The sequence below is a fragment of the Flavobacterium tagetis genome (assembly GCF_016735615.1).
Lineage (GTDB): Bacteria > Bacteroidota > Bacteroidia > Flavobacteriales > Flavobacteriaceae > Flavobacterium > Flavobacterium tagetis.
Genome location: NZ_JAERSF010000002.1, coordinates 659,525 through 675,023 on the forward strand (window position 1 = coordinate 659,525; position 15,499 = coordinate 675,023).

The 15,499-nt window shown below is 34.4% G+C and carries 13 protein-coding genes; 5 read left to right on the forward strand and 8 right to left on the reverse strand.

The features are described from left to right. Positions 1-349 precede the first annotated feature (349 nt). Complete coding sequence (locus tag JI750_RS10360) at positions 350-856, reverse strand: GNAT family N-acetyltransferase (RefSeq protein WP_202001167.1); 507 nt, start codon at positions 854-856, stop codon at positions 350-352. A gap of 191 nt (positions 857-1,047) precedes the next feature. Here JI750_RS10360 and JI750_RS10365 point away from each other — a divergent pair, with 191 nt between their 5' ends. Beyond that, the gene (locus JI750_RS10365; protein ID WP_202001170.1) at positions 1,048-1,431 is read left to right on the forward strand and encodes a helix-turn-helix domain-containing protein; all 384 of its coding nucleotides are present in this window, start codon (positions 1,048-1,050) and stop codon (positions 1,429-1,431) included. Positions 1,432-1,624: 193 nt separating this feature from the next. On the opposite strand, the gene JI750_RS10370 is transcribed toward JI750_RS10365, so the two are convergent. From JI750_RS10370 to thrA, 6 genes are all read right to left on the reverse strand, one after another. Continuing rightward, a complete protein-coding gene (locus JI750_RS10370; RefSeq protein ID WP_202001173.1) occupies positions 1,625-2,572 on the reverse strand; it encodes a restriction endonuclease in 948 nt (315 codons plus the stop codon). Between the two features lie 180 nt (positions 2,573-2,752). Next, positions 2,753-2,941 (reverse strand): hypothetical protein, encoded by a 189-nt coding sequence (locus JI750_RS10375; protein WP_202001176.1) that lies wholly within the window; start codon positions 2,939-2,941, stop codon positions 2,753-2,755. A gap of 151 nt (positions 2,942-3,092) precedes the next feature. Next, positions 3,093-4,019 (reverse strand): AbiTii domain-containing protein, encoded by a 927-nt coding sequence (locus JI750_RS10380; protein WP_202001178.1) that lies wholly within the window; start codon positions 4,017-4,019, stop codon positions 3,093-3,095. A gap of 255 nt (positions 4,020-4,274) precedes the next feature. Continuing rightward, positions 4,275-5,564: a threonine synthase gene (gene thrC, locus JI750_RS10385; RefSeq protein ID WP_202001181.1), complete on the reverse strand. Its 1,290-nt coding sequence runs from the start codon at positions 5,562-5,564 to the stop codon at positions 4,275-4,277. Positions 5,565-5,934: 370 nt separating this feature from the next. Further along, a complete protein-coding gene (locus tag JI750_RS10390; protein WP_177210114.1) occupies positions 5,935-6,855 on the reverse strand; it encodes a homoserine kinase in 921 nt (306 codons plus the stop codon). Between the two features lie 181 nt (positions 6,856-7,036). Further along, positions 7,037-9,484: a bifunctional aspartate kinase/homoserine dehydrogenase I gene (gene thrA, locus JI750_RS10395; protein ID WP_202001184.1), complete on the reverse strand. Its 2,448-nt coding sequence runs from the start codon at positions 9,482-9,484 to the stop codon at positions 7,037-7,039. 642 nt (positions 9,485-10,126) lie between these two features. Here thrA and hutH point away from each other — a divergent pair. The 4 genes from hutH (at position 10,127) to JI750_RS10415 (ending at position 14,884) form a co-directional block, all read left to right on the forward strand. Further along, a complete protein-coding gene (gene hutH / locus JI750_RS10400) occupies positions 10,127-11,641 on the forward strand; it encodes a histidine ammonia-lyase (RefSeq protein WP_202001187.1) in 1,515 nt (504 codons plus the stop codon). Positions 11,642-11,690: 49 nt separating this feature from the next. Then, complete coding sequence (locus tag JI750_RS10405) at positions 11,691-12,335, forward strand: DUF47 domain-containing protein (protein WP_008462731.1); 645 nt, start codon at positions 11,691-11,693, stop codon at positions 12,333-12,335. Between the two features lie 30 nt (positions 12,336-12,365). Then, positions 12,366-13,706 (forward strand): inorganic phosphate transporter, encoded by a 1,341-nt coding sequence (locus JI750_RS10410; protein WP_202001190.1) that lies wholly within the window; start codon positions 12,366-12,368, stop codon positions 13,704-13,706. Between the two features lie 182 nt (positions 13,707-13,888). Beyond that, the gene (locus tag JI750_RS10415; RefSeq protein WP_202001193.1) at positions 13,889-14,884 is read left to right on the forward strand and encodes a WG repeat-containing protein; all 996 of its coding nucleotides are present in this window, start codon (positions 13,889-13,891) and stop codon (positions 14,882-14,884) included. Position 14,885: 1 nt separating this feature from the next. Here the strand turns inward: JI750_RS10415 and JI750_RS10420 are convergent, their stop codons facing one another. Further along, entirely contained in the window at positions 14,886-15,404 is a 519-nt protein-coding gene (locus tag JI750_RS10420; RefSeq protein WP_202001196.1) for a DUF421 domain-containing protein, read from the reverse strand. Between the last annotated feature and the right edge of the window lie 95 nt (positions 15,405-15,499).

Sequence of the window (15,499 nt, forward strand, 5' to 3'; positions counted from 1 at the left end):
AACTATTTTGAACCATATAAGTTATATAAGATAATGCAAGAGTTTGTCTGAAAAAAGAATCTCACAAAGTAGCAGAGGCGCAAAGTTTTTTAGACAAAGTTTACATACAGTTTGTCATTTCGATCCCGAGGCTTCGGGAGAGAAATCTTCGCGAGAAGCTCTACAAAGATTGGATTCTCGTTGCGGAGTTACTTACGAAGATTTCTCCTTCGTCGAAATGACAATATTGGGTGATAATGCATGAAACAAAAAACTTTGCGACTTTGCTCCCGATAGCTATCGGGATTGCGAGATTAAAAAAACTTAGCGAATCTCTGCGTAATTCTTTGCGAATCTTTGTGATATAACATTACAACACTTTCTCCAAATAGATAAACTCCAACGGAACTGCAGAAACCGTAGTATGAATTTCGCTTTCAGGAAAAGCTTCTCTTTTTCCAGTATCTGCATAACCATGACGTTTGTACCAAGCTACAAGCTCTTCACGAACTGAAATAACCGTCATAATTATACTTGATAATCCGAGAGATTTAGCATGATTTTCGGCTTCAGTTAAAAGCTTTTTCCCGATTCCGCTGTTTTGAAGTTCTGGCGAAACGGTTAGCATCCCTAAATACAATTGATGTCCTTTTTCAACCAATAAAACCGAACCGATAATCTTGTCATTTTCTGTAAATTTCAGAATCGTATTTTTTGGATCAAGAAAAATTTCTGTCATTTCCTGTTCATCTGTTCTTTTTCCTTCTAGTAAATGCGCTTCGGTTGTCCAGCCTTTTTTTGAGGTTTCGCCTCTGTATGCTGAATTTATTAAGGTTGTTAATGATGGAATGTCTTCTAGTAGTGCTTTTGTAATCATATATTGTTGTGAAATGTGAAATGTGAAGTGTAAAATTACATTAGAAAATAGCTTTAGCCTAATGTTTTATGTTTTTTGACTAAATTTGAATTTGTCAATTCGTACAAACTGCGAAAATAGTATCTTACAAAAACAACTTTGTTTTTTACAGGAATTTATTTTTGTTTAAGAATTTTAAATATCTTTGAATTATGAGTACAGCAATAAAACCAAAACATATCGGCAGAAATATAAGCCGTATCAGAGAGCTTAAAGATATGAAACAGGAAGCACTGGCACAGGCTATAGGAACCAACCAACAGACGATTTCAGCTATTGAAAACAGCGAAACGGTTGACGAACAAAAACTAATTGAGATCGCAAAAGCTCTTGATGTTTCTGTAGAAGCAATTAAAAACTTTTCAGAAGAAGCGGTTTTTAATATTATTGGAAATACTTTTCAAGATCAAAGTGCAGTTTACAATTGCAATTGCACTTTCAATCCTTTAGATAAAGTAGTTGAACTTTATGAACGTTTGGTACAAGCTGAAAAAGATAAAGTGGAGTATTTGGAGAAATTATTGAACGGGAAATAAACCTTTTCGAAGATATATTAAATTGAAAAGAGACCTTTGATGAGGTCTCTTTTTTATTTCTTATTCTTATTGCTAGCGCGAGCGTCTCGCTTGTGCCTGTTACAATTGGTTTTTGAATTGTTTTTGACATCTTTACGTTCACGAGCGGGACGCTCGCACAAAAGGGAGGGGATTAAATTAGTATAGTATATATTTATTTTAAAGATATTGTGTTGTCAAATAGTATATTTTCAAGTGAGTCAATTGGATTCCAAATTCCGTTATTGACTTTTTCATAAGTTTTACAGAGTTCTACTATTTTATCTTTCTCACCAAATCGTATTATGGACTTTTGCTTTTCACTTATACTTTCGTAATAATTACCTGTAAAGCCATAAGTAGAAAGGAATAGTCCTTTTTCTCGTTTTTCATTTATGATTACGTGGGTAAATTCTTTAACTGCGCTTTGCCCAACCTTTTGCCCACTCCGCCAATGTTTAATTTCAACAATAAAAGTTTTTTGAATATTGTTAATTGTGCATTCTAAAATAACATCTTTCCCGCCATCTTTACTACTAGGTGTTAAAGTTGTTTTAAAACCAATTCCTTCAAATAGTTCAGAAATTGTTCGCTCTAAATCTCTCCATTCAAGGTCCCTTAAGTATTCAGGATTTTTTGCTACCAATTCAATGAACTTTCTACTCATTTGTTTAACGTAGAAGAAAACTTCATTTTGCTCTATTGGTGATAGTTCGTCAGACAAGTCTTTTGACCATTTTTCTAAGTCTTCAAGGTTGATTATTTCAAGATTTGTCGGGTTGTTAGTTAGAAAATTCCTCAAAGGTAAACTTTGGATATTTGGGTTATTTCTATTTAATAGTAAGAGTAATAATTTATCATAATTTGTTGCTGAGTTTATATTAGTTAGTGTTTTAATACCATTTTTAATGGCATCGTTAATATTGGAATTGCTTTTTAATTCAATTGCAATTTTATATTCAGTCCCATTAATTCTTTTTTGAGCAATGAAGTCTGGATTTTTTTGGTTCGGATAAACATCGCTAAATTGGACGTTAAATCCAATTTTTGACATAAATTCTGTTAAAGTTCTCGAAACTGCTATTTCACTGCTTTGTTGTTCTTTTTTTTGCATAGGTGTCATCTGTAATCTGAATATATATTACATAACATGTTTGAAAATTTAATTTCGTGTGGATTAATGAGATTTTTTTTATTATTTTATTGCTATGCTAGCGCGAGCGTCTCGCTCGTGGACACAAAGAAATTCAAAAATCAATTATAATGAGCACGAGCGAGACGCTTGCGCTATCGGGGATTCAGTTTATACTAGTTTATTCCAACTTGTTTTATGCGGAATGCCTTTTTGATCGCATTGCGGAAATCTTTCTCCTTTTGAAACATACTTTTCTATATAAGGATGCATGTCACAAAAATATCTTCCAGATTCACTGCAAATATCTCCAGTTTCGCAGTTTTCTAATCTTTCGAATGGTTCGCCTTCTTGTTTCATATTGTTGGATTAACGGTTTCTAATAAATGTCACACGACGTTTTGGGACTAAATTAAGCCCATTCTTCGGATTTGCCAAATCATACCAAATACAAGACCATTTTTCCATTAAGCCCAATGCCCAAATCCGTTGTAGTGGCTGTTGTGCGTAGTTATTTTTTTAAAGTTAGAATTTCACCTAGTAGTAAGTATGTGTTGAAAAACAAGCTTTTAGCTTCTGACGAATCTACATCAGAATGAACTCCAACAGATACTCTTTCATATAAATTCGATAAATTTTGCCTTAACTTTTTTCGTCTAGATTCACTTTCACAATTATTATAAATATAAGCATTGATTCTATTTTGAACTTTGTCTTTCTTTAAAGAAAGTTCATTTCCACCAATATTTATTGTCGAATCTGTTGCTGGAAAAATATGGTCTGAAAAAGAATCAATAATTCTTCTACAAGTTGTTAAAGCTTGACTAATTGACTCAGAATTATTTTCTGCGAGACGTGAAATAATCGAAGGTATTTGTTCAATGATATCTCCAAGATTTTCAGCTATGAGTAAATCTATATCCTTTTTGTAATTGTCAAAAATATTCTCAGCTAATGAATCAAATGTGTTTTGATAGTAAACAGTTGTTGCAAAATCGTGAATCAATGAAATCACTCTAGATTTAATTCCTTCAAATTTTGAAATTCTGGTAGTTGCATCATTCATTTGTTTTGTTACTCTATCAATGACAAAAACTGCTCTATCTCCACTTGTATCAGGAATTCTAATTAAAGCAAGTTTTTGCTTTTGAGCTTCACAATTTGATTCTATTTGCGCTAATGGAGACCAATAACCTTCTAGTTTTTCTTTGTCAATCCACCGTCCAGTTCGAGACATATAATTGAGAGAGATGTCTTCTTTTGAATTATAGCCTTGCATTTCAAATCTCAGCCAAGTTCTAATTTTTTCATCGTCTACATAACGAGCTAATCTAGTTGCTTTTAATAGAACAGCTTTGCAATCAAGTCTAGAAAATTCAATGTCGTCAATTATTTCTTTTGCTAAAAAAATAGTATGTTCATTTTTCGATAATTCCATTAGTTTCTGAGGGGGGTATAATTACGCACAACTAGTTTATATGCGAAACAAACTTTCGCATATAAACCTGAATAGAGGTAGATAAGCGAAACTTTATTTCGTTTTCTTACTTTTCAAATATATGTATTTTTTATTGCCAATTTTTACGGATTTCCGTACTTGATGTTTTTATATGTTAATTCAAAATAATTAATGGTAATGCAATAAAAAAGCGAGTATTTTATTACTCGCTTTAATCATCTATGTGTACGTATTTTACCCCAAAAAAATCTTCAACTCCTCATAACTCTTAATCTTCACACTAACTTTCTCCTCATTAATAACACTTTCAATTTGAGCAGGAATAGGTAGCGTAATTCCTAGAGCCGGTTCCACAACATCTAAGAATTTAATAGGATGCGCCGTTTCTAAGAAAATACCAATGGCGTTAGGGTGTTTTTCCAGTTCTTTTTTCAAACCTAAATAACCAACAGCGCCGTGTGGCTCTGCGATATAACCATCCGTGTTATAGATTTTCTTTAGAGCAACTAAAGTTTCTTCATCAGTATAACTATAAGAAGAAAAGTCTTTTTCGAAAGCTTTTAAATCGTTGTTGTACAATTCCTGAATTCTAATAAAGTTGCTTGGGTTTCCAACGTCCATAGCGTTAGAGATTGTTGCTTTAGAAGGTTTTGGGTCGTATTTTCCGTTTTCTAAGAATCTTGGCACCGTGTCGTTTACGTTTGTAGACGCTACAAAATGTTCAATTGGCAAACCTAATTTCTTTGCCATAATTCCGGCGCAGATATTCCCGAAGTTGCCACTTGGGCAAGAGAAAACTAAAGGTTTGTTTTGGCTTTTCAGCGCTTTGTAAGCAAAGAAGAAATAGAACATTTGCGGTAACCAGCGGGCAATATTAATAGAGTTGGCAGAAGTCAGGTTTTTGTGCGCCAAAGTTTCATCTAAAAACGCTTTTTTAACCATATCCTGACAATCGTCAAAAACGCCGTCGACTTCAAGTGCTTTAATGTTTTGACCTAAAGTAGTCAATTGTTTTTCTTGAATATCGCTCACTTTTCCAGACGGATATAAAATCACAACATCAACGCCATCAACGCCAAGAAATCCGCTGGCAACAGCTCCGCCAGTATCTCCGGAAGTCGCTACTAAAACAGTGTTCTTAGCGTCTTTTTTGTCTTTATTAAAATATCCCAAACAACGTGACATAAAACGTGCTCCAACGTCTTTAAAAGCCATGGTTGGGCCGTGAAATAATTCTAACGAATAGATTCCGCCTTCGACTTTCACCACCGGAAAATCAAAAACTAAAGTTTCGGCAATGATTTCTTTTAGTTTGTCTGCAGGTATTTCATCGCCAACGAATTGTTTAATCGCTTCGTAAGCAATTTCTTCATGGCTTAAACTTTCGATTTTATCAAAAAATGAAGGATCAAGCGGTGTGATGCTTTCTGGGAAATATAATCCTTTGTCAGTTGCTAATCCTTGTATAACAGCTTCTTGAAAAGAAACTTTTGGGGCATTATGGTTTAAACTGTAGTATTTCATTGGTTGTTTTTTATTTAACCGCAAAGCACGCAAGGAATTGGTTTCTTTTGAAAACGCAGAGTTCGCAAAGCTTTGTGATTATTTTTCTTTTTGTTATTTTATTTTTTGTCAGGCTGAGCGGAGTCGAAGCCCGCGCAACGTATAGACATAAAGTAAACTCTCAAAGTTTGTCATTTCGACTGAAAGGAGAAATCACACTCGTAACTCCGCATAGAAATTCGCCAATCTTTGTCGACAAACTAGTGTGATTCCTCGTTCCTCGGAATGACAAACTGCATGTCTATACTTTGCGCGGGCTTCGACTTCGCTCAGCCTGACAAACGTTTCGTATAAATCTTAAATACTTAATTCTTCGTACTTAATACTTTTTCTACAAAATTCTTACGCCATCCGGATTAATCTTCGAAACGTGAATTTCATACGGTAAATTCATTTTTTCGTAAACGTCGCTCATGGCTTTTGCGATTTGTTCAGCGGTTTCTTTTCCTCGGCTTAAAGCGAAAATTGATGGGCCAGAACCTGAAATTCCAGAACCTAAAGCACCGTTTTCGTAAGCCGTTTGTTTGATTTGATCAAAACCTGGAATTAATACACTTCTTAGTGGCTCAACAATTTCGTCATGAAGCGAACGACCGATTAATTCGTAATCTTTTGTGTAAAGACCTGCAACTAATCCGCCCACATTTCCCCATTGCATAATGGCGCTTTTTAGGGAAACGTTTTGTTTTAAAACCGAACGAGCGTCAGAAGTTTTCAATTCAATTTGCGGGTGAACCACTGTTGCATATAATTCTTCCGGACTGTCAATTCTAATAATATCAAGCGGCGCATAACTTCTTACCAACGTAAATCCGCCTAAAAGGGCAGGAGCAACGTTATCGGCATGCGCGTTTCCGCTGGCTAATTTCTCGCCCTGCATCGCAAACTGAACTAAATCTTTACGAGAATATGGTCTTCCCAATAATTCATTAATTCCGAAAACAGCTCCAGCAGAACTTGCGGCACTGCTTCCGATTCCGCTTCCGGCTTTGATATGTTTATAAATTTCGATTTCGAATCCAAAATCCAATTCGTCCAAAGTTTCTAACATTGCCAAAGCCGCAACTCCAGAAACGTTTTTCTCGGTTTCCAAAGGCAAATCGGCACCGACAATTTTAGTGATTCGAACTCCTTTTTGATCGACTTTTCGAACAATCATTTCATCGCCCGCATTGTCTAAGCAAAGTCCCAATACGTCAAATCCGCATGAGAGGTTGGCAATTGTAGCGGGACAGAATAATTTTATTTCCATTTTTTTTTGGTTTTTGCCACGAAGGCACAAAGTCACAAAGTTTTATTTTTTTTAGGCTTTGGTTTTTTGCCACGAAGGCGCTAAGACGCAAAGTTTATTTTTATAGTTTCTGAGATACTAAGTTTCTAAGATGCTAAGTATAAAAAAAACTTAGAAACTTAGCGTCTTAGTGCCTTAGCGGCTAAACATTCCCAATTCGGATAACGTCTGCAAAAATTCCTGATGCTGTTACTGCTGCTCCAGCACCAGCACCTTTGATCAATAAAGGCTGATCTACGTAACGATCTGTGTAGAAAAGCACGATATTATCTTTTCCTTCTAAATTGTAGAAAGGATGATCTTTTGGAATGAATTGCAATCCAACGCTTGCTTTTCCGTTTTCGAATTGCGCTACGTATTTCAATCTTGAATCTTTGGCTAAAGCTTCTTTATAAATACCTTCAAAATGAGAAGCGTGTTTGATTAACGATGCAAAGAAATCATCATTGTTTGTTGTTGCTAAACATTCTGCTGGTAAAAACGATTCGTTTGCAATAGCGTCAATATCCATTTCGTAACCACTTTCGCGAATTAAGATTAAGATTTTGCGCGCCACATCGATTCCGCTTAAGTCGATTTTTGGATCTGGTTCTGTGAAACCTTGAACTCCAGCTTCTTTTACTACATCGTGGAAAGAGTTATTTTCGTCAAAATTGTTGAAAATAAAGTTCAAACTTCCAGATAAAACCGCCTGAATTTTATGCACTTTATCGCCAGAAGCAATCAGGTTTTTTACCGTATCGATAATTGGCAATCCTGCACCAACATTCGTTTCAAACAAGAAAGGAGCGTTGTATTGGCGAGATAAGCTTTTTAGTTTTTTATAGTTGTCGTAAGCAGAAGAACAGGCAATTTTGTTGCAAGTTACAACCGCAATACTTTCTTTTAAGAATTTCTCGTAGGCTTCAGAAACTGTTGCGTTTGCAGTGATATCAACAAAAATACTGTTACGTAAATTCAGCTCTTCGGCGCGTTTAATGAATCCTTCGATACTTGCTGGTTCGCCTTCTGCTAAAGCGGCATCCCAATTTTTTAATGAAATTCCGTCTTCGTCAAAAATCATTTTTCTCGAGTTGGATAAAGCAATTACACGAACGTTGATCTTTAAATTATCTTTTAAAAACTTTCTCTGGTTGTGGATCTGCTCGATGAATTTTTCTCCCACATTTCCAACTCCCATTACAAATAGGTTCAGCTGTTTTGTGTTTTCTTCAAAGAAATTCTCGTGTAAAGTATTCAACGCTTTTTTAACATCTCTTTCGTTAATTACAGTCGAAATGTTTCTCTCAGAAGCACCTTGCGCAATGGCACGAATGTTTACGTTGTTTTTTCCTAAAGTGCTGAACATTCTACCGCTCAAGCCTTGGTGGTTTTTCATGTTTTCACCTACCAAAGCAATAATGCAAAGGTCTTTTTCTACATAACAAGGATCGATTTTGTTCTGCGAAATTTCGATTTCAAAAGCTCTGTTAATCGCAATTTCAGCATTATCAGCATCTGAATTTAAAATTCCGATACAAATTGAATGCTCAGAAGAAGCCTGAGTAATAAAAATTACATTGATTTTTTCCTGAGACAAAACTTCAAACAAACGTCTAGACGAACCCGCAACTCCAATCATTCCCGGACCTTCAAGAGTTAAAAGCGAAATATGATCAATATGGCTGATTCCTTTTACAACTGTATCTTTTGATGAAACCTGATTCGAAATCAAAGTTCCCTCAGCTTCTGGCTCAAAAGTATTTTTGATTAAAATTGGAATATTTTTTCTTAAAACGGGCTGAATTGTTGGCGGATACAAAACTTTGGCTCCAAAATGAGACAATTCCATTGCTTCTTGATACGAAATATTCGAAATTGGCTGTGCCTGTTTTACAATTTTTGGGTTTGCAGTAAACATTCCGTTTACGTCAGTCCAGATTTCCAATTGTTCAGCATTGATTGCTCCAGCGATAATAGCGGCAGTATAATCTGAACCTCCACGTCCTAAAGTAGAAGTAATTCCGTCAAGAGTCTGCGCAATAAATCCAGGCATGATATTGATTTTCGCTTCATTCGAACCAAAATATTCCTGAATCAATTTATTTGAAACTTCGAAGTTAACCACTGCTTTTCCGAAGTTATTATCTGTTTTGATTAATTCTCTACTGTCTTTGTAAACCGCATCTTTGCTGATTTGCTCATAGGCTTTAGCAATAATGAATGACGATAGCAATTCTCCAAAACTTAAGATAGTATCGGCAGTTCTTGGAGATAATTCGCCAAGCAAGAAACAGCCGTCTAGTAAAGTTTCTAAATGGTTGATGATTCTTTTTACATGGCTTAACAAACTGCTTTGTTCGCTTACAGGAATCAGTTCTTTTAGCGTGTCAAGGTGTTTTTTCTCGATTTCGGCCACAACTTCTCTAAAGCTTTCGTCGTTTGCTGCCGCTTTTGCCGCCGCCGATTGCAATAGGTCGGTTACTTTGCTTAATGCAGAAACTACAACAACTAATTGATCTTGTTTTGCTTTTTGGTTAACAATTTCGAGAACGAGTTTTATATTTTGAGCATTGGCTACCGAAGTTCCGCCAAATTTTAATACTGTCATTTTAGTGATATTTTTTAATAAGGTGCAAAGATTTTGAGTAACAAAGGTTCAAAGGTTTATTAGCTGTGAACTGAAACTGAAAACTATGACTATTTTTTTGTAAATGTTTTCATCTATCCAATACCTTTCTTCTTTTTAGAAAAAAGTATAGATAACCCGGATTATATGTAAAAATGTATACCCCTAAGGGGTAGTAGTTGTTGTAGTAGAAATAATGGTAGCAGCAATTGCAACTCCTGTTTGAGTTGTAATAATTGTAGATTGATATTTTATGCTGTTACTTTTCATTTTTGATTTTTCAAAAGTACAGCTTTTTATAAGAGTTAAAAACCCCAAAAGCTTTTTTACGAATATTTTAATAATTCAAATCTCTATAAATCAATATTGAGTATTTGTTAAAATTGAATATGCTAAATTGATGTTTTGACATATTTTGAACAGCTATTTTTATAGATTGAACCTCTGCAATGGATTGATGTATAGGTCAAAAACACATGGAAAACTGGTAAAAAAGAGATGTTTTGATTGGAAAAGCTATTTAAAGTATGTTAAGGGCTTTTATCGAAATCTTAATTATTGTGATAAAATGTTGCTTTTTAATATTGATTTGTTGAATTTTGGCGTTTAAAATTTACAATCATCATGAGAGAGATTCATTATATAAGTACGGAAACAATTACCTTAGAAACATTACAAGAAATTTTAAGTCAAAATAAAATACTTGAACTATCTGAGGAAGCAAAAGTAAATGTTCAAAAATGCCGTGATTATCTCGATAAGAAAATGGCATCGCATACTGCACCAATTTATGGTATCAATACAGGTTTCGGATCTTTATATAGTGTAAAAATCTCTAATGAGAATTTATCTAAACTTCAAGAAAATCTTGTAAAATCGCACTCTTGCGGTACTGGTGAAGAAGTTCCTGCAGAAATTGTAAAAATGATGCTGTTGCTTAAAATCCAATCTTTAAGTTACGGACATTCAGGAGTTCAGTTGATCACTTTACAGCGTTTGGTTGATTTTTATAATAATGATATCCTTCCTATTATTTATACGCAAGGTTCGCTGGGAGCTTCTGGGGATCTAGCTCCTTTGGCACATTTATCTTTGCCTTTAATTGGAGAAGGAATTGTATTATTTGAAGGAAAAAAAGTGGCTTCTGCTGAAGTTTTAAAACATTTTAACTGGGAACCTATTGTTTTACAGTCAAAAGAAGGTTTAGCTCTGTTGAACGGAACGCAATTTATGAGTGCTTACGGAGCTCACATTTTAATTAAAGCATATAAATATTCGTATTTAGCAGACTTAATCGGAACCATTTCGCTAGAAGGTTTTGACGGAAGAATCGAGCCATTTAATGAATTGATACATTATATACGTCCGCACAAAGGGCAAATCGTAACTGCGCAAAGAATTACTGAATTCTTAGACGGAAGTGAAATTATCGCTCAAGAAAAGAAACATGTTCAGGATCCGTATTCTTTCCGTTGTATGCCGCAGGTTCACGGAGCTTCAAAAGATGCAATTGATTATGTTAGAAAAGTATTCAAAACTGAAATCAATTCGGTTACTGATAATCCTAATATATTTATAGAAGCCGATCAGATTATTTCTGGCGGAAATTTCCACGGACAGCCTTTAGCTTTAGCTTTAGACTTTATGGCAATTGCATTGGCCGAATTAGGAAGTATTTCAGAAAGAAGAACGTATCAACTGATTTCTGGTTTACGTAATCTTCCAGCATTTTTGGTTGATAATCCAGGATTAAATTCAGGTTTCATGATTCCGCAATATACTGCAGCAAGTATTGCAAGTCAGAACAAACAATTGGCGACTCCAGCGAGTATTGATAGCATTGTTTCGAGCAACGGACAAGAAGATCACGTGAGTATGGGGGCAAACGGCGCTACAAAAGCCTTACGTATTTTAGATAATTTAGAACGTATTCTAGCTATTGAATTATTGAATGCATCACAGGCTATTGCTTACAGAGAGCCTTTAAAATCAAGTGATTTTATCGAAATGTTCTTAAACAGCTACAGAGAAGTTGTGCCTTTGGTAAAAGAAGACAGAATCTTACATAATGACATAGAAAACACGGTGTTATTCCTTGAGAGTTTTCAAATTGAAAACGATTTGTTAACAATGGCTTAACACTGAAACGTGTTATTGAAGGTAATTTTGCGCTATCAAAAATAAAACAATGTCAATAAACAGTATTTTCCAATTTTTAGTGCCGAAAGACAAGAAATTCTTTCCACTTTTTGAAGAGGCTTCTAGCAATTTAATTGAATTAGCTTCTAACTTACACGAAGCTGTAAATTTACCATTAAAAGAAAGAGAAATTCTTTTTCAAAAGATTGACGAATTAGAACAAAAAGGAGAAGACATTACACGTCAGACTAACCTTGAGTTAAGCAGAAACTTTATTACTCCATTTGATAGAGAAGATATTCACACGTTAATTACTTCAATTGACAACGTTGCCGATTACCTTCACGGTGCATCTAGCCGTATGAGATTGTATCAAGTTGATAAGATTACAAAATCTATCAGAAAGATGACAGAAATCAACCTTGAAGCTTGTCAAAACATTGACAGTGCTGTAAAAGAGTTGAGAAACTTACAAAACTTTAAAGTTATTAAAGATGCGTGTGCTAGAATTAACAAACTAGAAAACAAATCTGATAACGTTTATAACAAAGCAGTTTTTGAAATTTTTGAAAACGAAACAGACGCTAAAAATATTATTAAATATAAAGAAGTGTTATCTGTTTTAGAATCAGCAACAGACAAATGTAAGAGTGTTGCGAACATACTAGAATCTATTTCTGTAAAACATTCTTAATTCAATCTTTCAATCTGAAGTTATAATCTTATGACTATACTTATATTAATTATAGTACTTGCCTTAATTTTTGATTACATCAATGGTTTTCATGATGCGGCAAATGCTATAGCGACTGTTGTTGCAACAAAGGTTTTGACACCTTTTCAGGCGGTAGTCTGGGCAGCATTTTTTAACTTTCTGGCGTATTGGGTTTTCGGATTTGGTGTTGCAGATACTGTTGCTAAAACAGCGCACACTATGGAAATTAACCTAGTGGTAATTTTGGCCGGAGTTATTGCTGCAATCTGTTGGAATTTATTGACTTGGTGGTTAGGAATTCCTTCAAGTTCTTCTCATACACTTATTGGAGGTTTTGCAGGGGCAGCTGTGGCACACGCTATTGCTGTACATGGTTTCTCTGGATATGTTGGAGAAGATGGAGCAACTCACTACTGGTATGAAATTGTAAGCTGGTATAAAGCAGGAAAAGACGGAGCAATGCCATCGGGAGTTCTCATTATCATTGCTTTTATTGTTTTAGCGCCATTATTAGGAGCATTGGCTTCTTATTTAATTTCGATTTGGCTTTTAAATGCTTCTCGTAAAACAATTGGGCCAAAAATATTTACTGTAGCTTTAATGCTTGCAACTATTTGGTTTGTTTACGTTCAAATGGTCTCTTATGAAGAAATTGTAGAACACGGAAAACCTCGTTTTGAATCTCATTTTTGGAGTGTAGTATTTGATTCTCATAATATTAAATGGTTCTTAGTTGCTTTCATTATCTTGACAGTAAGCGGATTTTGTTTAATATTCAGTAGTTTAAATCTTCATCAGGCTGATGCTGCTTTAAAGAAAATGCAGTTATTATCTTCTGCGGCATTTAGTTTAGGTCACGGAGGAAACGATTCTCAAAAAGTAATGGGTATTATTGCTGCAGCTGTAGCGGTTTATATCAATACAAATCCAGGAGTTCATATGGATGCTTGGTTAGATGTTGTGCTTCCAAATGATGATGCAGGTATTAAAGGTGTAATGCCAAGTTGGATTCCGTTAGCGTGTTATTCTGCAATTGCAGCTGGAACTTTGAGTGGTGGATGGAAAATTGTGAAAACAATGGGTTCTAAAATTACCAAAGTAAGTTCGTTTGAAGGTGTTGCAGCAGAAACTGCAGGAGCTTTGACACTTTACTTTACAGAACACTTAAAAATTCCAGTAAGTACAACGCATACTATTACAGGTTCGATTATTGGAGTTGGATTGACAAAACGTGTTTCTGCCGTTAGATGGGGAGTTACAGTGAGTTTAATCTGGGCTTGGATCTTAACTATTCCAATTTCGGCTTTATTAGCAGGTTTGGTTTATTTTATTCTAAGCGTCTTTATTTAATAAAATGATTATTGTGAAATGTGAAAAGTAAATCACATTTTGTTAATATAGAAAACCGATTTCAAATCTGAAATCGGTTTTTTTTGTTTTAATTTGTTTTAAAGTGAAAGAATAAAAACTTTTGAAGGTTATAGATAAAACCGATTTTGTTGAGTTTTGTAAATACATTAATATTTAAAATAATGAAGAGAATAGTTGTATTGGTTTTGATGCTGATTGTAAAAACTGGTTTTGCTCAGGCAAATAATAAAACTTTTAAATATGGTTTTGTCGATCAGACAGGAAAAGAAATAGTTCCGTGTAAATATGACGGTATTAGTGCATTTGAAAGTGGTTTTGCAGTCGTACAATTAAAAGGTAAAAGCGGTGTAGTGGATAAAACCGGAAAAGAAGTTATTCGTTGCATTTATGATGAAGTAATCAATAAGCCAAATTGGATAATAGTTAGCAATAAAAATGCTAAAGGGCAGTATTTGGTTAAATCAACCGATGTATTGCTGACTAAAAAATATGACGAAGCTAAAAGCTTGTCTCCAGAAATAACAGCTGTAAAACTGAATAATAAATGGGGTTTTATAGATGTAGTTGGAGAAGAAATAAGTCCGAAATATGACGAAATAATCGACTTTGGAGATCGATTTGCAGTTGTGAAACTAAATGGCAAATTTGGTATTGTGGATCAGATTGGGAAAGAGGTTGTTCCGCCCATTTATGATCATGTTCAGAATTTTAAAGAAGGTTTTGCAACAGTTGAGCTAAATAAAAAATATGGAGTTTTTGATGAAGATGGCAAAATTGTAGTTCCTGTAAAATACGATATGAATTTTTCTTTTGCAGATAATGTTTCTGTTGTAAAGCTGAATGAAAAATATGGCGTATTGGATAATAACGGAAAAGAAATCGTTCCTGTAAATTATGATTTTATGATGCTAAATGATAATTTGTTGCAGGTAAAACTTGCTGATAAATTTGGATTGATTGATAAAACAGGAAAAGAAATTGTTTCTGCAAAATATGAAATAATTGAGTCTTTTAAAGATGGAATTGCTGTTGTAAAATTGGACGGAAAATACGGTTTTGTAGACAAAGAAGGAAAAGAAATCGTGACTCCGAAATACGAAAAAGCAGATGATTTTAAAGATGGTTTGGGAGCGGTTAGGATTGAGGTTGGGAAGTAAATTAAACCTTTTGCAGATTCTTACGATTGTGTTTTCGTTTGTAGTGTGTTTGTTTTAGATGTTTTTTATCTGCTGAGATTATACTTATAGAGCCATCAATTTCAAGCATGGCAAGTTTAATATCTGTGAGATGTTCTAAACCGTGCTCTCGTGCGGCTTCTTTTAGTTCTTCGTGCGAAACATCTAATCGGCTCAAAGCTTTGAAATCTAATATTCCATCATGAATTAATACTTCTGGTTTATCCAATATCAAATCGCCAAGGGTTTTGAACCTTTTTGCCAGTCTTTTGATAGCAAAATTGATTGAAAACAAAACTAAAGCGGCGATTAATCCTCCAATTAAACTTGTATCGGGGCCAACCATTGCATTTTGGACAGAATTGCTGATTAGCAAAATAAGAATAATATCAGCGGTATTTAATTGTGAAAGTTCTTTTTTACCGAATATTCGTAAAGCAATTGTCATGAAGAAATAGACAGCAACACTTCGGATAATAATATCTAAATAGGGGAAAACCATGTTTTTTTATTTTAAAGTTAAATAAAAAAGCTTTGTCAAAGTTCTAAACTTTGACAAAGCTGCTAAATTATTTATGAGAAATTAAGTTTAAATGA